Source organism: Kineosphaera limosa NBRC 100340, assembly GCF_000298215.1.
Lineage (GTDB): Bacteria > Actinomycetota > Actinomycetes > Actinomycetales > Dermatophilaceae > Kineosphaera > Kineosphaera limosa.
The window spans coordinates 14,579-30,604 of the sequence record NZ_BAHD01000014.1; the positions used below are offsets into that span (position 1 = coordinate 14,579).

A 16,026-nucleotide genomic window follows, 5' to 3' on the forward strand; every position below is an offset into this window, starting at 1 on the left:
GGCGCTGCGACCGATTCTGCTCTCTGGGGGTCTCTAGTGAGTCCGCTAGTGATGCCTAGTCTTCGCGATCGTCCGAGCGCGGGGGTTCCGCGGGATTCCCAGGTCAGCTGCGTAGCCTGAGGAGAGCGGTCGCTCGGGCCGGCACCGGCAATCGGGAGTTGAATGTGAGCAGACGCAGGCGCGGCCCCGCTGCCCGCATGGGTGCGCTGGCCGCCACGGCGCTGCTGACCGTCGGGATCGCGGGTGCCGGTGCTCCCGCGTCGTCCGCCGCCCTGCCGGGCCCCGTCTCGCAGGGTGGCGTCGCCGCTGCGCTCCCGGCAGCGGCCCCCGGCGCGGCAACAACCCCCGGTGAGCAGGAGCTGCGGATCGCCGTCGCGCCGGAGCCGGACGGCGCTGCGGTCACCCTCGACGCCACGATCTACACCCCGCGCGCGACCCGCGCCGGTGCCCAGTATCCGGCGGTGGTGCTGGCCCACGGGTTCGGCGGCAGCAAGAACGACCTGGTCACCCGCGCCCGGCTGCTCGCCGAGCACGGCTACGTCGTGGCCGCATACAGCGCCCGGGGTTTCGGGCGGTCGTCGGGGCGGATCCACCTCAACGACCCCGCGCTCGAGATCGACGACGCCTCGCGGATCATCGACCTGCTGGCCCAGCGCACCGACGTGCTGCTCGACGGCCCGAACGACCCGCGCGTCGGGGTCGCGGGCGGCTCGTACGGCGGGGCGCTCGCGCTGATGCTCGCCGGGGCCGACCAGCGCGTCGACGCGACCGTTGCCGCGATCACCTGGCACGACCTGGCCGACTCCTTCCTGCCCGGCGCTACGAACGATCTCGACGGAGTCTTCAAGCGCCGATGGGCGTCGTTGTTCTTCTCCTCCACCGTCGCCGCCGGACTTCCGGTCGCGCCGGACACCACCCCACCGGCCGGCGCCCCGCCAACCGGGACGGCGACCGCTGACGCGTCGCCGACCGGCGCGGTCCCGACGGGCTCTGCGACCGCGGCACCGACCGCGACGGCCCCGACCGCGGCGGCCCCGACCGCGGCGGCCCCGACCGCGACACCGACTGCGGCAAGCCCGATTGGCCCGGCGACCAGGGAGGCCGCGGTGTGCGGGCGGTTCGACCCGACCGTCTGCCGCCTCTTCCTGCAGGCCGCCGACACCGGACGACCCTCGGCGCAGCTCGTCGAGTTGCTACGCGCCCACAGCCCCGCCCCCACCCTCGCCGCCAACCAGGCGCCGACGCTGCTGCTGCAGGGCATGCGCGACTCCCTCTTCGGGCTCGACCAGGCCGATGCCACCGCCAAGGAGCTGCGCGCGGCCGGCACCCCCGTGGCCGTGCAGTGGTTCGACGGCGGCCACGACGGCGGCGACCAGCCGAGCGACGAGTCCACGCTGCTCCCCTGGCTCGACCACTACCTCGCCCCGGACCGAGCCGCCACGACCGCCGCCGCCCCGACCGCCGCGACGACTACGCCTGCGACCGACGCCCCCTCCGTCACCCAGACAGCCCCCAGGCCGATGCCGCTGCCGGCGTTCACGGCGTCGGTCCCGGCGGCCACCGGCGGTGGAACGCGCACGATGACGAGCGAGGCCTACCCGGGCCTCGACGGCTCCGGCGGCAGCCGCCCCACGGTGTCGCTGACCCCCACCGATGCCAGCCCGCGCGCCGGACGGCTGCTTTCGCCGCCCGGTGCCGACCCCGCCGCCATCTCCGGGGCCGGTGGTCTGGGCGGAGCGCTGGCGGCCGACGCCGGCGGCCAAGGGGGCGGCGGGGGCGCCGGGCTCGTCGGCTACCAACTCGCGGCGCTGCCCGGGCAGAGCGTCGCTTTCGATACCGAGACGCTGCCCGACGCGGTGACGGTCATCGGTGCCCCGCGCGTGCGGCTGCAGGTCACCTCGACCGCCGCGGACGCCACCCTCTACGTCTCGCTGTGGCGCATGGCCGCGGGCGGTCCGGTGTCGCCGCGCGGCCTGGTCACCCCGGTGCGGGTGGCGACGACGCCGGGCGAGCCGGTGCAGATCGAGGTGCCGCTGCCGGCCGGCACTTACACGATGGCCCCCGGCGGCCGCTGGCGCGTGCTCGTCAGCGCCACCGACGCCGGCTTCGCGACCCCGACCGACGCCCGCGCCTATACCGTCGAGCTCGCCGACCCGACGCTCACCCTGCCGACCGTTCCCGGTGCGCTCGACAGCACCCGGGAGACCGACTCCGAGACCGTCGGCGTCGCGATCGCCCTCGCGGCCCTGCTCGTCGCCATCGCCCTCGCCGCCCTCCTCGGAGTCCGGCGGCGTCGCCGCGGCGACCAGCGCGACACCCGCGCCGCGTACGCCGACGTGCCCCTGGTCGTCGACAACCTCGTGCAGACCTACAAGGACGGACACAAGGCCGTCGACGACGTCTCCTGGCGCGCCGAGGCCGGGCAGGTCGTCGGGCTGCTCGGCCCCAACGGCGCCGGTAAGACGACGACGATGCGGATGCTCGTGGGGCTGATCCGCCCCGACTCCGGCAGCGTGCACGTGCTCGGCGAACCCGTGCACGCCGGCTCCCCGGTGCTCGGCCGCGTCGGCGCGCTCATCGAGGGCCCCGGCTTCCTACCGCACCTCACGGGTTTGCAGAACCTGCACGCCTATTGGGAGGCCACCGGCCGCGACCCCGCCGAGGCCGACTTCGACGCCGCCCTCGAGGTGGCAGCCCTCGGGGGCGCCGTCGACCGACCCGTGCGCACCTACTCCCAGGGCATGAAGCAGCGCCTCGGCATCGCCCAGGCGATGCTCGGGCGCCCCGAGGTGCTGCTGCTCGACGAGCCCACCAACGGCCTGGATCCGCCGCAGATCGCCGCGATGCGCCCCATCCTGCGCGCCTACGCCGCGACCGGGCGCACGGTCGTCGTCTCCAGCCACCTGCTCAGCGAGGTCGAGCAGACCTGCACGCACGTCGTCGTCATGAACGGCGGGAAGGTCGTCATGGCGGGGGCGGTCGCCGACCTCACCGGCGACGCCACGACCCTCATCCACCTCGCGTCGCCGACCGAGTCGCCGACCGAGTCGACGACCGAGTCGACGACCGAGTCGACCACCGAATCGCCCGTCGAGCCAACCGACGCGGAGCCGGGGGCAGCAGCGGAGAACGAGCCGGACCTCGACGAGGTGGCGGCCCGGCTGCGCGCGCAGTTCGGGGAGCGCATCGAGCACCTGCGCATCGACCACGGCGACCGGGCCCTGGCCATCAGCGGCGATGTGCCCCGCGCCGACCTGGTCGCGGCGGTGGTCGCCGCCGGCGGGCGGGTCGTCGAGGTGACCGCCCGACGACGCCTCGAGGAGGTCTTCCTCGGGGTCATCGGGCAGCGAGCCACCCCGGAGGCGAGCGGCGACGCGGGCCAGGCCACGCCCTCCGACACCGGCGACGACGAAGACGAGGAGCACCGCATGGATCGCCTCCGACAGGTGCGGGCCCGATGAGCCGGGAAGCAATCACGGACCACGTCGCGCAGGGCGCCGACCACGGCGAGCCGACGCGCAGGCTCGTTCGCCGACCGCTGTCGTGGCGGGCGGAGGTGCGCCGTCAACTCGGGCGGCGTCGCACGCTGTGGGCCTTCGGGTTGTTGTTGGCGCTGCCGGTCATCCTGGTGGCCGCCTTCAGCCTCGGCGACGAATCGTCGGGCGGCGGTCGCTACGTCGACCTCGCGCAGGCGGGCTCGGCGAACTTCGCGGTGTTCACGATGTTCGCGGCCAGCGACTTTCTCCTCGTCATCCTGGCGGCCCTGTTCGCCGGAGACGCCGTGCCCGCCGAGGCGTCGTGGTCCAGCCTGCGTTACCTGCTCGTCGCGCCGGTCGCCCGGATGCGGCTGCTGGCCAGCAAACTCGTCGTCGCCATCGGTTCGACGGTCACCGCCGGGGTACTGCTGGCCGGGTGGGCGCTGCTCGTAGGTGGCCTGGCCTACGGCTGGTCGTCGTACACCAGCCCCGGCGGGTTGAGCCTGGACTGGGCGGACTTCGGGCCGCGGTTCGCGCTGGCCGTCGTCATGATTCTGGTGACGTTGCTGCAGGTCACCGGCATCGCCCTGCTCATCGGGACGGTCAACGACGCCCCGCTGGGGGCGGTCGGCGGCGCGGTCCTCGTGACGATCGTGGCCAACATTCTCGACACGATCGACGCGCTCGGCGACCTACGCCACGCTCTTCCGATGCACTATTCGCGGTCCTGGATCCAGGCACTCTCCGCCGACATCACCTGGACCGACATGCAGCGCGGCGCGCTGTGGTCGCTGTTCTACTTCGTGCTCACCGCCGCGCTCGCGTTCTGGTGGTTCCGGCGCAAAGACGTGCTCAGCTGAGCCATCGTGGTTCTCAGCCCGCGGCCCTGGCCGCCCCACCAGCTAAGGAGATTCCATGCGTGAAGTCCCGCTCGACGCCCTGATCGAGGCGCACCCGCTGGGGGCGACCGTGCTCGATGTGCGCGAACAGCAGGAGTACCTCTCGGGTCACGTGCCCGGCGCGATCCACATCCCCATGGGTGAGGTGCCCGCCCGCCTGCAGGACGTGCCCCACGCCCAGCCCCTCTACGTCATCTGCGCCAGCGGCGGACGCTCGCAGGTCAGCGCGGCTCAGTTGGAGGCCGCCGGCTACGAGGCGGTCTCGGTGCAGGAGGGGACCAAGGGTTGGATCGCGCGGGGCCAGGCCGTCGTCACGGGCGGCTCACCGAACTAGCCCGATCGGCAACGCTCTTCGCCCCTGAGCAGATTCCAGACGTTCATTTGGGGTCAATGTTATTGATCCGTTGTCCTCGGGGGCTCGCGAGCCCGCGCGGGCAGGCCTAGATTCGCCAGCACCTTCGTCGAATTGAGGCATCGATGTCGCAACCTCTGGCCCAGCAGGAGCGGTTCAACACCGCTCGGGTCGTCCAGCTGGCCACCGTCGCCGCGTTGGGCGGTTTTCTCTTCGGGTTCGACACCGCCGTCATCAACGGCGCGGTCACCCCCATGCGCAACGAGTTCGGCATGGGGGCGGGCCTGACCGGCTTCGTCGTCTCGAGCGCGCTGCTGGCCTGCATGGTCGGCGCCTATGCCGCCGGGTCGCTGGCCGACCGCCTGGGCCGCGTGAAGGTCATGATCATCGCCGCGGTGCTGTTCACGATCAGCGCCGTCGGCTGCGGGTTCGCGTTCGGGCCGTGGGACATGATCTTCTGGCGCGCGATCGGTGGGCTGGGCGTCGGCGCGGCCTCCGTCATCGCGCCCGCCTATATCGCCGAGATCAGCCCCGCGAGCATCCGCGGTCGGCTGGGTTCGCTGCAGCAACTCGCGATCGTCACCGGCATCTTCGTGGCGCTGCTCTCGGACTTCGCCATCGCGGCCGCCGCCGGGGGTGGCGGTGAACCCTTCTGGTTCGGGATGGCCGCGTGGCGCTGGATGTTCATGGCCGAGGTCATTCCGGCGGTCGTCTACGGCGTGCTGGCGCTGACCATCCCGGAGTCGCCGCGCTATCTGGTGGCCAAGGGCGAGCACGAGAAGGGTCGGGAGGTGCTGGCTCGGGTGCTGTTGACCGGTGTCGACGAGCGCATCGCCGAGATCAAGCGCACCGTCACGCGGGACGCCAAGGCGTCGCTGGCCGACCTGCGCGGCGCCTCCGGCAAAGTGCTGCCGATCGTGTGGATCGGTATCGCGCTGTCGGTGTTCCAGCAGTTCGTCGGCATCAACGTCATCTTCTATTACTCGGCGACGCTGTGGCAGTCGGTCGGTTTCACCGAAGAAGACGCCCTCATGCAGACCGTCATCACGTCGATCACCAATATCGTCGTCACGCTCATCGCCATCGCGCTCATCGACAAGATCGGCCGCCGAAGGTTGCTGCTCACGGGCTCGGCCGGCATGTTCCTCAGCCTCGGCACGATGGCGTGGATCTTCAGCCAGGCGCCGCTGGTGCCCGGCCCCGACGGCAGCAGCATGCCGGTGCTGGGCGACACCGAGGGCGTCGTCGCGCTGATCGCCGCCAACGCGTTCGTCGTGTTCTTCGGGATGTCGTGGGGTCCGGGCGTCTGGGTGTTGCTCGGCGAGATGTTCAACAACCGCATCCGTGGCACCGCCCTGGGTGTGGCGGCCGGGGCGCAGTGGCTGGCCAACTTCGCCATCTCCACGAGCTTCCCGGGCATGGCCGAGTTGGGTCTCTGGTTCGCCTACGGCTTCTACACGATCGCCGCGCTGGCCTCGTTCTTCTTCGTCCTGCGTTATGTCCCCGAAACCGCCGGCAAGCAACTGGAAGACATGGAGTAGCCCCCGCCGGCGCAGGCGGGAGGGCGTGCGGCGGGGCGGGCGGTCAGTGCAGGGAGTCGTCGGCTGGGCCGAGGCGCCAGGCAGCGAACTCCACGCGCAGGCCCGCGCGGGTCGGTGAGGCGCAGAACGGCCCCGCCCGCCACGGCAACTGCGGATCGATCGGAGCCAGCCGCAGCAGCTGCCACGGCTCGTCGCCGCAGCGGGCGCGGACCGTCACCGCGGCACCCGATCGGCTCGCCCGCACCGTGATCTGGCGACCCGCCCAGTCGTCGACGGGCCCGGTCGACCAGTCCGAGACGCCGGCGGTGACGACAGCCCCGGCCATCAGCCGGCCGTCGGAGAACTCGACCCCGGCCTTGATCCAGTGCTCGGCGTCGGCGCGCAGCAGCACCCCCGCCTGGTCGAACTGCTCGCTGCCGCCCAGCACGAAGTCGACCTCTACGGCGCGCCCGTCGGGCAGGTCACCCAGCAGCGCCGGAGCGTCGTCGTGCACGAAACCGTATGAGGTGTGTCGCCACAGGTCGCTGCCGCGGGCAGGCGTGACGACCAGCCGGTCGCCCTCGCTGCGCACCGCCTCCGGGTCGACGGTCCATTTCCCCTGCTCCCAGGGCACCTCACGCTGCGTCACGACTGATCAGCCTCCGAAGCCGAGGAAGACCAGCAGGCGCCGCTCGAACTCCACCAAGGTCGTGCTCTCGAGTCGCCCCACCACCGCGTGCGCGTTGCTCCGACGCACCGTCGTCACCTTGTCGACCATCAGGTAGGACTCCTGGCTCAAGCCGCTGCTTGCGTCGGCCGGTACCGGAACGCGCAGCAGGGGCGCCTCGACCGCGGTCGTGGTGAGTGGGCAGACGGTGAGGGAATCGGTCGCGTCGAACCGATCGTCCTGGATGACCAGGGCCGGACGCGGCTTGGTCGCGTAGACGCCACCGGCGACGGTGACGATGTCCCCGCGTCTCATTCGGCCCAGTCTTCGGAGATCGCCTCGACGAAGTCCATGTCCCGCGCGGTATCGGCCGACGCGGCGACCGCCAGGGACTGACGGTGCGCCTGCGCCGCGAACTCCGGGGAACGGACGTCAGGCACCCAGATCTGCACCGGACGCAGCCCTTGAGCACGCATCCGCGCCCGGTACTCGCTCACCCGCTCCCGAACCGCCATGGGACAACGTTACATGTAACGCGACGAGCGGCTCAAGACGCGCGCATGGGAGTGCCTCACTCGCCGTCGGAATATAATTCACTCAGTGAAGTGTTAGGAGGCCTGTAAGCACTTCCACCAGCACGAACAGGACCTCCCGTGAACATCCTCGTCCTCATCGCCTCCATCCTCCTCGGCCTGGCCATGGTCGGTGCCGGGACCGCGAAGGTCCGTCACCAAGAGCCGGTGACGAGCACTCTCGACCGTCTGAAGGTGAGCCGTTCTCTCCAACGCACCATCGGGTTCCTCGAGGTGCTCGGCGGCATCGGCGTCGCCCTCGGCGGCGTCGCCATCACCATCGGCTCGCCCCTGGGCTGGCTCGGTGTGGCCGCTGCCATCGGCCTCGTCCTCATGATGGCCGGCGCGTTGTCCTGGCACGCCAAGGAGCGCGACACGCTCAAGAACTCTTCCGGAGCCCTGATTCTCTTCGTCTTCAGCGGCGCCGTCGCGGCCCTGCAGATCCTGACGGTCTGATCGAGACGATCTGATCGAAACCCTCTGACCGAAACCCTCTGAGCGGCCCTCCCCTCGCCGGACCGCCAGCCACTACTCGTCGCTCGAAAGGCGGCATCTCGTGTCTCGCATTCCCTACAAGTGGCTTGTCGCCACCGCCTTCGTCCTCGGGCTCTTCCTCGAGATCCTCGACATGACGGTGCTGAACACAGCCCTTCCCATCCTCGGTGAGTACTTCGGTGCCGACACCGCTCAGTTGCAGTGGCTCGTCACGGCCTATCTCGTCTCGCTGGCCGGGTTCATCCCGGCCTCCGGGTGGGTCGCCGACCGGTTCGGCGACAAGCGAACCTTCCTCTTCGCTCTCGCGGTCTACACCGGTGCCAACCTGTGGGCCGGCATGGCCGGCTCGATCAACGAGCTCATCGCGGCTCGGGTGACTCAGGGCATCGGCGGTGGCCTGCTCACCCCGGTCGGCACGGCCATGCTCTTCCGTGCGTTCCCGCCGAACGAGCGAGCCCGCGCCTCGGCGATGCTCGCCATCCCGACGACCCTGGCTCCGATGCTCGGGCCGGTGCTCGGTGGCTGGCTCGCCGACACCGTCTCCTGGCGGTGGATCTTCTTCATCAAGGTCCCGATCGGTGTGATCGCGCTCGTCTTCAGCGCGCTCGCCCTCAAGCCCGGTGAACGCACCGCGACGGGACGCTTCGACGTCCTCGGCTTCCTGACCGGAGGCGGTGGCCTGGCCACCTTGCTCGTCGGACTGGAACGCGGCGCCCGCGAGGGCTGGGCGGATCCGACCACCCTCGTTCTCGTCGGCCTCGGAGTGGCTCTGGGCGCGATCTTCGTCGTGACCGAGTCGCGTGTCGCCTCGCCCATGCTCGACCTCGGCCTGCTCAAGGACCGGATGTTCGCCCTGGGCAACGTGCTCATGCTTCCCGCGGCGGGCGCGTCGATGGGTGCGATGTTCGTCATCCCGCTCTTCGTCCAGACCCAGCGCGGCCTCTCGGCCACGGAGTCTGGCCTGCTCACGGCGTTCCAAGCCATCGGAATGCTCGCGGTCCTGCCGTTCACGAACCGCCTGTTCATGCGCTTCGGCCCACGCCGGCTGCTGCTCGGGGGTTTCACCGTCATCGCCGCTAGCCAGTTCGCCATGATGGCCCTCGGTCCCGAGACCAGCCTGAACCTGATCCGCGGCTCCATGTTCCTCATGGGCTTCGCCGGTGGCTTGGTGATGGTGCCCTTGCAGGCTGCGACGTTCTCGCAGATCAGCTTCGCCGCGACCGCACGCGCCTCGGCACTGTTCTCCACCGCCCGACAGGTCGCGGCCAGCGTCGGCGTGGCTTTGATCGCGACGACCCTGACGGTTAGGACCAGTCAGCGACTGGGGAACCTCGAGGAGGGCGACGAGCGCCGCGACGACGGCTGCCCAGTTCGGGGCCTACCACGACGTGTTCTTCGTCAGCGGGCTCATCGGCGTCCTCGGGGTCGCCCTGGCCCTGATGATCCGTGACGCCGACGCCGCGGCCAGCCGCACGCCGACACCCACGGCCGCAGTGGACAACGCCGCAGTAGACAACCCGGCCACCACCGGACCCATGCCTCTACCGGCGAACGCGACGAACGCGGTCGCCAAGGAAGGAAGCTCATGACCGACTACGGACGTCCACTCGAGTTCGGCTGGTTCGCCGGCCCCGAGGCCGGCGACGCCCGGGCGCTGCTCGCCGGGGCACGCATCGCGGACCGGGCGGGTCTCGACCTCATCGGAGTCCAGGATCACCCCTACAACGCAGGCCACCTGGACTCCTTCACCCTCCTGAGCGCGATGGCTGCCGTCACCGACAACGTCCGGCTCTTCCCGGATGTCGCCAACCTCCCGCTGCGCGGACCGGCGATGATCGGTCGGGCCATCTCCAGCCTCGACGTCATCTCCGAGGGCCGGGCCGAGCTCGGCCTCGGGACCGGAGTGTTCTGGGACGGCATCGCAGCCATGGGTGGCCCCCGGCTCGGCAAGGGCGAGTCCGTCGATGCGCTGCAGGAGGCGCTGACCCTCCTGCGCGGCTGGTTCGACGCCATGGGTCGGCAGTCGCTGACCATGGCCGGCGCGCACTACCAGGTGACCGGGGCGCACGCCGGTCCAGCACCCGCCCACCGAGTGGGCATCTGGCTCGGAGCCCGCGGCCCGCGCATGCTGAACCTGCTCGGCACGTACGCCGACGGCTGGCTGCCCGCGCTCGCCTTCATCCCGCCCGAGCAGCTCGCCGACCTGCACGCGCAGATCGACGACGCGGCGCAAGCCGCCGGTCGAGCGCCGTCGGAGATCAACCGGATCTACAACGTGTGGGGTGCGCACTCCACGCGCGACTGGATCGACATGCTCACCGAATTCACCCTCGAGTACGGCATGAACGCCTACGTCATCGGTGCGCCCCCGACCGAGTCGGCACTGCGCACGATCGGCGAAGAGATCGCCCCCGCCGTCCGCGAGGCCGTCGCCGCCGCCCGCGGCTGACCACCCACCTTCAGAACCCAAAGCAAGGAAACCACCATCATGACCGCGATCACCGAGACCACTACGACCACCACTGAGCACGGCCTCGACATCGACCTGACCTTCGCCGACCCAGCGGAGGCCGCCGCGATCGAACGGGCCGCCGAAGGCTTGCGCGCCAAGGGGTACGCCGTGCACGTCGTCGACACGGCCGCCGAAGCCCGCACGCTGATCGGCGAGATCCTGCCCACCGACGCGAGCGTCTTCACCAGCTCCAGCGAGACGCTGCGCCTGTCCGGAATCGACGAGGACATCAACGAATCCGGCAGGTTCGACGCCCTGCGCCCCCGCATCTTCGCGGCAGCCGCCGACGGCGCGACACCCGATGACATGCGTCGTCTCGCCGCCGCCCCGGACGTCGTCGTCGGCAGCGTCCACGCCGTGACAGAAGACTGGCGAATGCTCACCGCATCCGGTAGCGGCAGCCAACTGAGCCACTACAGCTACACCGCCGGCTCAGCGATCTTCGTCGTCGGCTCCCAGAAGATCGTCCCCGACGTCGCCGAAGGCCTCCGCCGACTGGAGACCTACGCCTATCCGATGGAAGACACGCGCTTCCGTGCAGCCGTCGATGCGCCGGCGCAACTGAACAAGATCCTCATCGTCAACGGCGAGATGTTCGAGGGCCGCGTGACGGTCGTCCTCATCCGCGAGGCGATCGGCTTCTGATCGACGGGGAGAATGGGGTCAAGGCAAGGGACCACCCGGCACACGCGCGCCGGAACAGGAGAAGCCACTCATGGCATCGGTGAAGATCGACAACGCGGCCCGGCTCGGACGAGGGCATCGGGGAGGAGACTGCAATGAGCGAACGTGAAGCTCGCCTGGCAGCCCTCGACGCCCTCGCTCGGGCGGGGCTCGTGGTGCGCCACTTCCTTGACGACGTCGCCGCCAGAAACGGGCTGAGTGGGCCACAGGCGCGTCTGGTGAGCGGCCTCGTCGAGCCGATGCCCATGGCCGCGGCCGCGGCTGCGGCCGGGTGCGAGCCCTCGCACCTGACCAGTATCGCCGGGCAGCTCGAGGAGGCCGGACTCGTCCGCCGCGACGTCGACCCTCACGACCGGCGAGTCCGGCGGGTCCGGCTCACCCGCAAGGGATCGCAGGTGCGCACGCGGCTGCTCGCCGAGCTGGAGACGGGCGCGCCCATCGTCCGGGACCTCGACGAGCAACAGGCCCGCCTGCTGACCCGGCTCCTGTCGCCATCGCCATGACGGGCAGATCGTCATGACGGACCGGCGGACCCAGCTGCCGCCGCCGTCGGCAGGTGATTTGGACGGTCGACCTGATGGCATCTAAGTTGGGCTGTCTGCGCGCGTGCCGAGCTCAGCAGTGCGCGGAGTCCCTTGCGTTGAAAGGTCTCTGGCGATGGCTGCGCCCCCTGTTTCTCGTGCCCGTACGGCGGTCGTCGCCGGGGTGACCGTCGCCCTCGTGGCCGCTGCGGCGATCACCGGCACCACCGCCTCCGCTGCAGTGAACCCGACTGCGGCAGTGCATCCGACTGCGGCCGCGAACCCGGGGGCGGCCGCGCGAAAGTACCTGGGCACCTCGCCGTCGAGTCACCGCTGGTTCTCCGGCGGCTACCCCGGCGGCCACATGAGCGGCACGCGAGCCAACTCCTGGGGCACCTGGCGCGGCAGCCCCAGCGACATGACCCTCACGTTCCCCGAGTACGCCACGTGGACGACGATGGCGAACTCCACCTGGCACATCGAGACGTACGGCACCCTCCGCGGGCGCCTCATGTACGGGCTGCCGCTGCTGCCCAAGAATGCCCGCCCGGCGCAGCTCAAGGACGTCGCCGCCGGCAAGCACGACGCCACGTTCCGCAAGATCGCCCGTGACCTGCGCACCCGCAACCGCGGCAATGCGGTCGTCAAGCTCGGCTGGGAGGCGAACGGCAACTGGATGTCGTACAGCGCCACCGCGGCCACGGCCCCGACGTATCGGGCGGCCTGGAGGCGGGTCGCGCAGGTCATGAAGAAGGAGTCACCTCGTCTGGTCTTCAGCTTCGAGGTCAACTGCGGCACGGCCATGGCGGGTCAGCGCAACCGCCTGGACTCCCTGACCAAGCTGTACCCCGGTAACGACGTCACGCAGCTCGTCGGCTGCTCCCACTACGACTGGTGGACCACCGGCGCCCGCACGGAGGCGCAGTGGCGCGCCTCGATCAAGCCGGCCCGCGGCCCCGGGCTCGCCGACGTCGCGGCGTTCGCCCGCGCCCGCGGCAAGGGCCTGTCGATCTCCGAGTGGGGGCTGGCCTCGCGCAGCCGACAGGGCAACGGCGACAACCCCTTCTTCATCCGCAAGATGAAGCAGTACTTCGACGCGAACAACGACATCCTCGCGGTCGAGATGTACTTCAACGACCCGTCGGGCATGGGCAATTCGCTGCTGCCGGAGGCTCCGCAGAACCCCAAGGCCGCCGCCGAATACCGGCGCCTCTTCTGACGCTCGACATCCCGTGCGCTGCACGGAGTGGGTCTCACTAAGGACACGAAACGCGTGGTGTCCGTAATGTCGCCCCACGTCATGACCCATGTTTCCGCTCATCCCGGCCTACCGCCGCCAACCCTGTGGCGGCGCCCGGTGCGGTATCGCGCGACCATCCGGCGCGCTCTCGACCAGAGCGGAGAGATTCATGACGATGAGACGGAAGGCGGCCCCGGTCGCCGTCGCGGCGGCAGTGGCCCTGGCCCTCGGCGCGTGCGCGCAGTCGGAGCGGGAGTCCGGCGGCGAGGCCACGGGCGGCGCCGGCGGCTCGTACAAGGACACGTTCACCTTCGGCGCCGCCGGTGCCCCCGAGGTGTTCGACCCCTTCTACGCCACCGACGGCGAAACCTTCCGGATCACCCGGCAGATGTTTGACGGGCTACTGACCATCAAGCCCGGCACCGCCGACCTGGCGCCGGCGCTCGCGGAGAAGTGGGAGCCGTCGGCCGACGGCAAGCAGTGGACGTTCACGCTGCGCCAGGGCGTGGTCTTCAGCGACGGTGAGCCGTTCAACGCTGAGGCCGCCTGCAAGAACTTCGAGAGGATGTTCGACCAGAACGAGGCCGCGGCCGCCGGGCCCGCCGAGTACTGGCGCAACACGATGGGCGCCTTCAAGTCCGACGCGGCCAACTCGCTCTACCAGGGCTGCACCGTCAAGGACCCGAACACGATCGTCATCGACACCAAGGAGGCGACGTCTAAGTTCCCCGCGGTGCTCTCGCTCGCGTCCCTGTCGATGCAGAGCCCCAAGGCGCTCGAAGAGGGCAAGGCCAACGAGGTCACCGCCCAGGGTGAGGGCTTCTCCTACCCCGAGTACTCGATGAATCCGGTCGGCTCCGGCCCGTACAAGCTGGAGAACTACGACCAGGCCAACCGCACGGTCACCCTCGTCGCCAACGACAAGTACTGGGGCGAGCAGCCCAAGACCAACAAGCTGATCTTCAAGATCATCCCCGACGAGTCGACCCGCCGGCAGGAGCTGCAGGCGGGCTCCATCGACGGCTACGACCTGCCCAATCCGGTCGACTGGAAGGGCCTGGAGGATGCCGGCAGCAAGGTCGAGGTGCGCCCCGCGTTCAACATCCTTTACATGGGTCTGAACCCGGAGAAGAACGAGAAGCTCAAGGATGTCGAGGTCCGCAAGGCCCTCTACCAGGCGATCAACCGGCAGCAGCTCGTCGACAGCCAGCTGCCCGAGGGCGCCAGCGTCGCCACGCAGTTCATTCCCGAGACCGTCGCCGGGTACAACGAAGCCCTGCAGCCGGTGGCCTACGACGCCGCCGCCGCGAAGGAGAAGCTGCAGGGGCTGACGCTGAACTTCGCCTACCCCTCCGAGGTCACGCGGCCCTACATGCCGAACCCGCAGCGGCTCTTCGAGGCCATCCGGGCCGACCTGGAGGCCGCGGGCGTCACTGTCAACGTCACGACCCGCCCCTGGAACGGTGGCTACCTCGACGGCGTGACCGCCGGCGCGTTCGACGCCTGGCTGCTCGGCTGGACCGGCGACTACAACTCGGCCGACAACTTCATCGGTACGTTCTTCGGCAACCTGGCGACCAACGACTTCCGCACGAAGGTCACCAACTACGGCACCGCCCTGAGCCAGGAGCTCGCGGCCGCCGACGCGACCGTCGACGAGGCCGAGCGCACGAACAAGTACAAGGAGATCAACAAGAAGCTCGTTGAGCAGTACCTCCCGGCGCTGCCCCTGACGCACAGCCCGCCGGCCCTCGTGGTCAGCGGCAAGGTCGAGGGCCTGGTCGTCAGCCCGCTGACGGCCGAGGAGTTCAGCACCGTGCAGGTCAAGCAGTAGGGCACTACGCCCGCATCAGAGCGCAGCTCGGGTCCGTCGCGGCACACCCCGCCGCGACGGACCCGGCTCCCGTGGGCTTCGTGTGGCCCGACCGCCCTCACCCGAAAGGCGCGTAGTGCTCAGATTCATCGTTCGACGACTGCTGCAGATGGTCGGGGTCGTGCTCGTCCTGTCGCTGCTGCTGTTCATGTGGCTGCGGTCCCTGCCCGGTGGCCCGGTCTCGGCGATCCTCGGCGAGCGGGCCACTCCGGAGTCTCGTGAGGCGCTGACCAGGGCGCTCGGGCTGGATCAACCGCTGCCGGTGCAGTACTTACGGTTTCTGCAGCGGGCCGCAGAAGGCAACTTCGGCGTCTCGACCGGGGTGCTGCCCGGCCGCGACGCCCTCGAGATCTTCTTCATGCGGCTCCCGGCCACGATCGAGCTGAACTTCTTCGCGATGCTCATCGCCGTCTCCATCGGCATCCCGCTCGGCTACTTCGCGGCCCGGCGGCGCGGCACGATCCTGGACAACGTCTCGATCGTCTGGTCGCTGATCGGCGTCGCGGTCCCCGTCTTCTTCCTCGCGTTCCTGCTGCGCTACTGGTTCGCCGTGCAATGGCAGTTGCTGCCGGTCTCTGGGCGACAATCCAGCGGCCTCGACGCCACCCACATCACCGGACTGTTCGTGCTCGACGGCCTCCTGACCCGGGAGTGGGACGCCGCGTGGGACTCGTTCCTGCACCTCATTCTCCCGGCGGTGGCGCTCGCGACGATCCCGTTCGCGGTGATCTTCCGCATCACGCGGGCCGCGGTGCTCGACGTCATGGAAGAGGACTACGTTCGCACCGCCGCGTCCAAGGGACTGCTGGATCGCACGATCCGCGGACGGCACATTCTGCGCAACGCGATGTTGCCGGTCGTCACGATCATCGGCCTGCAGATGGGGGCCCTGCTCGCCGGAGCCGTACTCACCGAGCGGGTCTTCTCCTTCGGCGGGATCGGAGAGGCGTTGGCGATCGCCTTCGAACGGCGCGACTATGCGGTGCTGCAGGTGTTGATTCTGGCGGCCGCGGCGATCTACGTGCTGGTCAACCTGCTCGTCGACATCGCCTACGCGCTCATCGACCCCCGCGTGCGGACCCGGTGACGCTGTGAACCGACCCGATACCCCCGACACGCCCGAGGCCACCTCGGCGCGCAAGCCCGCCGCCGACGCCCCCGAAAGCCCGGCCACCGGGTCGCACCTGCGCGATGTGCTCACCGGGCGCCGCAAGA

General features: G+C 70.1%; 15 protein-coding genes. 12 read left to right on the forward strand and 3 right to left on the reverse strand.

What is annotated here, in order from left to right:
- Positions 1-164: 164 nt before the first annotated feature.
- The 4 genes from KILIM_RS04340 to KILIM_RS04355 all read left to right on the forward strand — a co-directional run bounded on the left by KILIM_RS04340 (position 165) and on the right by KILIM_RS04355 (position 6,268).
- Entirely contained in the window at positions 165-3,461 is a 3,297-nt protein-coding gene (locus KILIM_RS04340; protein ID WP_157551452.1) for an alpha/beta fold hydrolase, read from the forward strand.
- The gene (locus KILIM_RS04345) at positions 3,458-4,336 is read left to right on the forward strand and encodes an ABC transporter permease (RefSeq protein WP_006591411.1); all 879 of its coding nucleotides are present in this window, start codon (positions 3,458-3,460) and stop codon (positions 4,334-4,336) included. Before KILIM_RS04340 ends, KILIM_RS04345 begins: the two co-directional genes overlap by 4 nt.
- 55 nt (positions 4,337-4,391) lie before the next feature.
- On the forward strand, positions 4,392-4,709 hold the full coding sequence (locus KILIM_RS04350) for a rhodanese-like domain-containing protein (protein WP_006591412.1): 318 nt from the start codon (positions 4,392-4,394) through the stop codon (positions 4,707-4,709).
- Positions 4,710-4,852: 143 nt separating this feature from the next.
- Positions 4,853-6,268 (forward strand): sugar porter family MFS transporter, encoded by a 1,416-nt coding sequence (locus KILIM_RS04355; protein WP_006591413.1) that lies wholly within the window; start codon positions 4,853-4,855, stop codon positions 6,266-6,268.
- Between the two features lie 43 nt (positions 6,269-6,311).
- Here the strand turns inward: KILIM_RS04355 and KILIM_RS04360 are convergent, their stop codons facing one another.
- From KILIM_RS04360 to KILIM_RS04370, 3 genes are read right to left on the reverse strand one after another with little or no spacing between them, the layout of a single operon-like run.
- Entirely contained in the window at positions 6,312-6,896 is a 585-nt protein-coding gene (locus KILIM_RS04360) for a DUF1349 domain-containing protein (RefSeq protein ID WP_006591414.1), read from the reverse strand.
- Positions 6,897-6,902: 6 nt separating this feature from the next.
- Positions 6,903-7,229: a type II toxin-antitoxin system PemK/MazF family toxin gene (locus KILIM_RS04365; protein ID WP_006591415.1), complete on the reverse strand. Its 327-nt coding sequence runs from the start codon at positions 7,227-7,229 to the stop codon at positions 6,903-6,905.
- Positions 7,226-7,429, reverse strand: a complete 204-nt coding sequence (locus KILIM_RS04370) for an antitoxin MazE family protein (RefSeq protein WP_006591416.1) — start codon at positions 7,427-7,429, stop codon at positions 7,226-7,228. Before KILIM_RS04370 ends, KILIM_RS04365 begins: the two co-directional genes overlap by 4 nt.
- Positions 7,430-7,567: 138 nt before the next feature.
- Here KILIM_RS04370 and KILIM_RS22060 point away from each other — a divergent pair, with 138 nt between their 5' ends.
- The 8 genes from KILIM_RS22060 to KILIM_RS04410 all read left to right on the forward strand — a co-directional run bounded on the left by KILIM_RS22060 (position 7,568) and on the right by KILIM_RS04410 (position 15,898).
- On the forward strand, positions 7,568-7,942 hold the full coding sequence (locus KILIM_RS22060; RefSeq protein ID WP_006591417.1) for a DoxX family protein: 375 nt from the start codon (positions 7,568-7,570) through the stop codon (positions 7,940-7,942).
- 100 nt (positions 7,943-8,042) lie between these two features.
- On the forward strand, positions 8,043-9,431 hold the full coding sequence (locus KILIM_RS04380) for an MDR family MFS transporter (RefSeq protein WP_006591418.1): 1,389 nt from the start codon (positions 8,043-8,045) through the stop codon (positions 9,429-9,431).
- Between the two features lie 135 nt (positions 9,432-9,566).
- Positions 9,567-10,430 carry an LLM class flavin-dependent oxidoreductase gene (locus tag KILIM_RS04385; protein WP_006591419.1) on the forward strand — a complete coding sequence of 288 codons (864 nt, stop codon included), beginning with the start codon at positions 9,567-9,569 and terminating at the stop codon, positions 10,428-10,430.
- Positions 10,431-10,469: 39 nt separating this feature from the next.
- Positions 10,470-11,138: an LUD domain-containing protein gene (locus KILIM_RS04390; protein WP_006591420.1), complete on the forward strand. Its 669-nt coding sequence runs from the start codon at positions 10,470-10,472 to the stop codon at positions 11,136-11,138.
- A 134-nt stretch (positions 11,139-11,272) separates the two neighbouring features.
- A complete protein-coding gene (locus KILIM_RS04395) occupies positions 11,273-11,680 on the forward strand; it encodes a MarR family winged helix-turn-helix transcriptional regulator (RefSeq protein WP_006591421.1) in 408 nt (135 codons plus the stop codon).
- 154 nt (positions 11,681-11,834) lie between these two features.
- On the forward strand, positions 11,835-12,917 hold the full coding sequence (locus KILIM_RS04400; RefSeq protein ID WP_006591422.1) for a glycoside hydrolase family 26 protein: 1,083 nt from the start codon (positions 11,835-11,837) through the stop codon (positions 12,915-12,917).
- 190 nt (positions 12,918-13,107) lie between these two features.
- On the forward strand, positions 13,108-14,772 hold the full coding sequence (locus KILIM_RS04405) for an ABC transporter substrate-binding protein (RefSeq protein WP_006591423.1): 1,665 nt from the start codon (positions 13,108-13,110) through the stop codon (positions 14,770-14,772).
- Positions 14,773-14,887: 115 nt separating this feature from the next.
- The gene (locus KILIM_RS04410) at positions 14,888-15,898 is read left to right on the forward strand and encodes an ABC transporter permease (RefSeq protein WP_006591424.1); all 1,011 of its coding nucleotides are present in this window, start codon (positions 14,888-14,890) and stop codon (positions 15,896-15,898) included.
- The last annotated feature ends 128 nt before the right edge of the window (positions 15,899-16,026 follow it).

Coding starts and splice junctions, on each gene's coding strand:
- KILIM_RS04345 (WP_006591411.1), top strand. CDS start 3,458: ATGAGCCGGGAAGCAATCACGGACCACGTCGCGCAGGGCGCCGACCAC.
- KILIM_RS04350 (WP_006591412.1), top strand. CDS start 4,392: ATGCGTGAAGTCCCGCTCGACGCCCTGATCGAGGCGCACCCGCTGGGG.
- KILIM_RS04355 (WP_006591413.1), top strand. CDS start 4,853: ATGTCGCAACCTCTGGCCCAGCAGGAGCGGTTCAACACCGCTCGGGTC.
- KILIM_RS04365 (WP_006591415.1), bottom strand. CDS start 7,229: ATGAGACGCGGGGACATCGTCACCGTCGCCGGTGGCGTCTACGCGACC.
- KILIM_RS04370 (WP_006591416.1), bottom strand. CDS start 7,429: ATGGCGGTTCGGGAGCGGGTGAGCGAGTACCGGGCGCGGATGCGTGCT.
- KILIM_RS04385 (WP_006591419.1), top strand. CDS start 9,567: ATGACCGACTACGGACGTCCACTCGAGTTCGGCTGGTTCGCCGGCCCC.
- KILIM_RS04390 (WP_006591420.1), top strand. CDS start 10,470: ATGACCGCGATCACCGAGACCACTACGACCACCACTGAGCACGGCCTC.
- KILIM_RS04395 (WP_006591421.1), top strand. CDS start 11,273: ATGAGCGAACGTGAAGCTCGCCTGGCAGCCCTCGACGCCCTCGCTCGG.
- KILIM_RS04400 (WP_006591422.1), top strand. CDS start 11,835: ATGGCTGCGCCCCCTGTTTCTCGTGCCCGTACGGCGGTCGTCGCCGGG.
- KILIM_RS04405 (WP_006591423.1), top strand. CDS start 13,108: ATGACGATGAGACGGAAGGCGGCCCCGGTCGCCGTCGCGGCGGCAGTG.